Source organism: Priestia sp. 179-F W1.4 NHS (assembly GCF_045369295.1).
Classification (GTDB): Bacteria; Bacillota; Bacilli; order Bacillales; family Bacillaceae_H; genus Priestia; species Priestia zanthoxyli.
Genome location: NZ_JBIQFF010000044.1, coordinates 1 through 4,351, shown reverse-complemented (window position 1 = coordinate 4,351; position 4,351 = coordinate 1). Strand labels below are relative to the sequence as shown.

The 4,351-nt window shown below is 35.3% G+C and carries 5 protein-coding genes; 1 reads left to right on the top strand and 4 read right to left on the bottom strand.

Annotated elements, in window-relative coordinates:
* Positions 1–398: 398 nt before the first annotated feature.
* From ACH0CI_RS28025 to ACH0CI_RS28015, 3 genes are all read right to left on the bottom strand, one after another.
* A complete protein-coding gene (locus ACH0CI_RS28025; protein ID WP_406902642.1) occupies positions 399–836 on the bottom strand; it encodes a DUF4064 domain-containing protein in 438 nt (145 codons plus the stop codon).
* Positions 837–1,072: 236 nt separating this feature from the next.
* Positions 1,073–1,948, bottom strand: a complete 876-nt coding sequence (locus ACH0CI_RS28020) for a replication initiation factor domain-containing protein (RefSeq protein ID WP_154992624.1) — start codon at positions 1,946–1,948, stop codon at positions 1,073–1,075.
* A 152-nt stretch (positions 1,949–2,100) separates the two neighbouring features.
* Complete coding sequence (locus ACH0CI_RS28015; protein ID WP_154975129.1) at positions 2,101–2,280, bottom strand: hypothetical protein; 180 nt, start codon at positions 2,278–2,280, stop codon at positions 2,101–2,103.
* 245 nt (positions 2,281–2,525) lie between these two features.
* Between ACH0CI_RS28015 and ACH0CI_RS28010 the strand changes: the two genes are divergently transcribed.
* Positions 2,526–3,029: a MerR family transcriptional regulator gene (locus ACH0CI_RS28010; protein ID WP_406902640.1), complete on the top strand. Its 504-nt coding sequence runs from the start codon at positions 2,526–2,528 to the stop codon at positions 3,027–3,029.
* 236 nt (positions 3,030–3,265) lie between these two features.
* On the opposite strand, the gene ACH0CI_RS28005 is transcribed toward ACH0CI_RS28010, so the two are convergent.
* Positions 3,266–3,643: a hypothetical protein gene (locus tag ACH0CI_RS28005; protein ID WP_340927673.1), complete on the bottom strand. Its 378-nt coding sequence runs from the start codon at positions 3,641–3,643 to the stop codon at positions 3,266–3,268.
* Positions 3,644–4,351: the final 708 nt, after the last annotated feature.

The following is a 4,351-nucleotide window of genomic DNA, read 5'->3' as shown; positions in this document are numbered from 1 at the left end:
TAGATTTGGTGTAACGCACTACACCAATTTTTCATCTTCGATCAAATTGGGAGCGCGCTCTACGAGGTGGCGGTCGGAATTCCTCCCTGTGTTTGGCTCCGCCAAAATGAAAAAAGACATCCCAAACGGATGCCCTTTTTCATCAAGACCGTGGACGCTGTCCACCACCTGCCAAAGGGAAGCCCCTTTGGAATGGCTTCTACAAACGCCCCCACCCCCCTCGACCTTCGAGGGGGCTCCCTCGCCGGTTGGCGTCAAACAAACGAGTTTGTTTGAGTGCCAAGAGGGTCTTGGTATAGTGACATTGTCAATTCCTTAATGCTCCCTACGGTCCGCTTACCATTGACAATGGCCAAATGTAGCATTACTACTCATCATTATGTACTTACAACCTACCTCTATAGAGATCTATGCATGATTAGTGGAATAAACACTAAGATGGCAAGACAAATACAAAATCTCACATTATCTGCTTCATAACGCTTTTCTTTTAAAAATCTACTTTTTGATAATAGGATCAACCCTATTATCAAAAGAGGAAATTCAGGTACAAGCAACCATGGGATTAATTCATATGAAAAACTACTTGAAAGAACACCTATGGCTGATACAACCATTAAATACCCAGAAAGACGTGTTTTTTTCTTTAAAATTATGGTTCCAATAAGACCAACAATTGAAAGTCCAAACTGGATTAACCCTAAATAAAACATAAAATGTACTCTATGTTTCATTGCTTCGTCCATTATGGATCCTCCAAAAGCACCTCCAAAGATAGCCGCCATTAGAGACAATAAACTAAATCCGCAGCCTAAGAGACTTAAAGATACTCCAATAACTGATATACTACTTTTTATTTAAAAATGTTATACTCACACCATTCTTAAATAAAAAGTAGTATAAGTATAACAAAGACCGCCCATTATGTATCAGTGTATAAGGCGGTCTTATCTATATTCATACTATATATCTATTCGTAAATTCTCGACACTATTCTCTTTGTAAGGCTCCGACAGTAATATTTACTACTGGAATATTACCTGTATTTTAGATTATAATAGTGCTATCAAAATCAACATTTTTCGAAAATTCTATATTGATTTTTGAACCATCCGTCGAGTTGTTCCAGCAACTCGGCTTTTTTCTTCTTCAATTCCTTTTTAAAAAGAGGAGTCATATTTTCATTTTTTATTTCTCTTAGCATCTTTCTATATTTCGATTTAGTTGAATTACCAAGCTCAGCCCATTCTTCTGGGTGATCACGGAGATAGTAAAGCATCGCTCTATCTTGTATTTTTTCAATTTCTTTTAAGTCGGGCTTTTTTATCTGTAAAGTTTCAAACACATCAGCGAACTCGTCCACTGTTTCTCTCTTAAGTTCAAACTCTAATCTCCACCAGTAGGGTTGATCAACCTCATTACCCTTTTTCATTTGTTCGACCTTTTTATCATACAAACGTATCATCTTGTCACTTTCTCTTTTCCCTATGTACAAAGTCTCTAGCTGTTGTGACGAATTTCGAAATTCAACTGTGGATTTCTCTCTCGCATTTCCTACATTTATAAACTGATAATTACTCAATTTAAAATCAACATCAAAAGCTAAATCAAGTCGAGTAATCCCTACATCAGTTAACATTGGGATCACATTCTTTTGAAGCCATTCAACTTGTTCGATATTCAAATTATTAGGGTTGAATTCTATTCGGAAATTTCGAGTGTTAAATGATTTTGCTTTTAATCTATCATACTCAAAATAAACCAAGTCATCTAAAAATTTACCACGTATGTAACTGTGATACCTTGTGTCAGATACATGAATTTTATTCTCTCTTGCTATAGAGTATTTTTTTATTAACTGATTCAAAAGAGAGACTCTATTATCGCTTAAATCGCCCATAACCGTCATACGATCAAACGTGATATTTAGTATATTTCCACCTTCCAATTTTTCTTACCTCCCCCATTAAAAACCTTTAAAAAAGTTAAAACCTCCTTTAAAACCTCTCAATCCCTTGGCGCTGTAAGCTTCAAGGGCTTTTTTAGGTGTGGAAAAACTCCCAAACTAGGAGCTTAAACCGGCTATTAGAAGAAGCCGGCTTAAATTAAGCTTCTTTTTTCCTCCAACATTTTCTGTACAGCAATCTGAACTGCTTTTCCTTCAGTGACTCTTGAGCCTTTTTCTTTCGTTAAAGCTAATGCTAATTCTTTAATTTGAATATTAGCTTCAGGCTCGATCCTTAATAATTTTCTTTCTGTTTTAACTTTTTCTTCAGCCATATTAATCACCTTCACTTTTTGGTTACATTGGTAACCATTATATCCTTATTCTAAATTTTGGTCAACGAACTAATAATTACCCAAAACAAAAAATGCAAGTGTCCTAAGTGTCCAAGACACTTAGGACGAACAGGACGGACAGGACAGAGGACAACCAGGACGTCCAGGACACTTAGGACAGACAGGATATTTAAACTTTAATAACGAATATTTAATTAAACAAAGGAGGGATAGTTTTGCTAAAAGTGGTCCCTACAGAAAAAACGTATGAAGCTTCTATTTTTGCTGAAAAATTAGGAGTGAGTTCATCAACTTTAAGAAACTACAAAAGTCAATTTGCTAAAGTTGGCGTGACTTTCAGAAATCATAAAGGAAAAACCATCTACACAGAAAATGATCTTTTGCTTTTCAATAAAATGCTAAATCTACATAAACAAGGCGGCAAGACAATTAAAGACTGCGTCCTGACTGTCCTAAGTGTCCAGGACAGTCAGGACAGCACACAGGACAACCAGGACAGCATGGACAATATAAAGGACAACCAGGACAGTTACCAAGAATATACGATTACCTTCAAACAATATGAAGATATAATTAAGCGACTAGAAATTCAGGAACAAGAACTACAAAAATATAAAACCCAAATAGAAAGACGAGATCGCCAAGTCACGGAACTCATGAGACAAATGCAAGAACTAAGAAAACAGACATGTCGCAAGAGAGCATGGTGGATGTTCTGGAAAAATTAAAAATAAGCTCAAAGGTTGCATAGCTGCTACAACCTTTGAGCAAACTACTCAGGATGTTTCCGAGCATCACCTGACAAGTAGTGATACGTAAAGCAGAAAAAACTCCCGACCGTCTGTGGAGTTTTTTTGCTTTTTAAACTGTATATAACATAAAAGGTTAATTAACATAATCCACCTTCTAGGAATCAAAAAGCCCTTGGTAGATTGCTACCAAGGGCTTTTTATATAACCTATTTTTATTTTTTTAAGTTGGGTTCTGATCCATCATATAGTTCTTCGATGCTAGTAACATTCTCTTTGTTAAAAGACACCCTCCAAATAAAGGCTATGCGATCAATATCTACTTTGCCATTTTCAAAATAGGCAATCATAATACGTGTATTTTCTTTGTCAGCAGCAGGCAAACCTTGAAAACGCACAATTCTTGTTTTTTCAGTTACTTCTGGAATCGTAACGCCTTTTGCGACATAATGCTCAGCACCTTTAGCACCTTTCGTCATGTAACTTTCATAAAAATTAGATAAGGCAGGATTTGTGTCAGAATAAGCATACGTGTTATGAGCTATGGGTAGAAATAGCCCCATAATCAAAGCAATACATACTAATTGTTTCATTTTGTCCTCCATACTGGGATATAAGATTATGGGTATAGGGTTGCTAATTATAAAATATTTATTCAATAAGTCTTATTGTTTCTTAATGCATGTCATATACAATCTTAGTTAACATAATGTCTCTTTCCGGTACACATGCAAAAAACGAGTCCTTGATACACAAGGGCTCGTTCGCTTCTCATATTTATCGGTTATGCAGCTTTTTATACATCCTTGATATAAAAGACTTTCTCAGAGGAATAGGTAAAGAAAGAATGTATAAAAAAGCTGTCCTTTATACATATGCAGATTAAGAAAAATGTAGTCTTTATTGAAAAACGTGTTATCATTTATTTACTAATATTTCTACCTCATAACAAATATTAGATATAAAAAGTAATTTCGCTTGCCAATTGTCGAAATTACTTTTTATTTTGCCTTTAAAGCTCGTTTCTTTCACTTATATAGTTTTCCCCTATAAATTCTTATCTCTTCTCTTAAAAAGCTCATATGGGCCTTATAATTGGGTTCTATGTATATTCTTATCTCTTCCTTGAAATATTTTTGTCCTAGTTTTGTTCTTGTATTCTCTAAATTTCGCTACTATCAATTCATGTTTAGACCACTATTGTTAGGCAGAGAATACCACAACTTTAGATTTGGTGTAACGCACTACACCAATTTTTCATCTTCGATCAAATTGGGAGCGCGCTCTACGAGGTGGCGGTC

Excerpts from the sequence above, each read along its gene's own strand:
- ACH0CI_RS28015 (WP_154975129.1), bottom strand. The coding sequence starts at position 2,280 with ATGGCTGAAGAAAAAGTTAAAACAGAAAGAAAATTATTAAGGATCGAG.
- ACH0CI_RS28005 (WP_340927673.1), bottom strand. The coding sequence starts at position 3,643 with ATGAAACAATTAGTATGTATTGCTTTGATTATGGGGCTATTTCTACCC.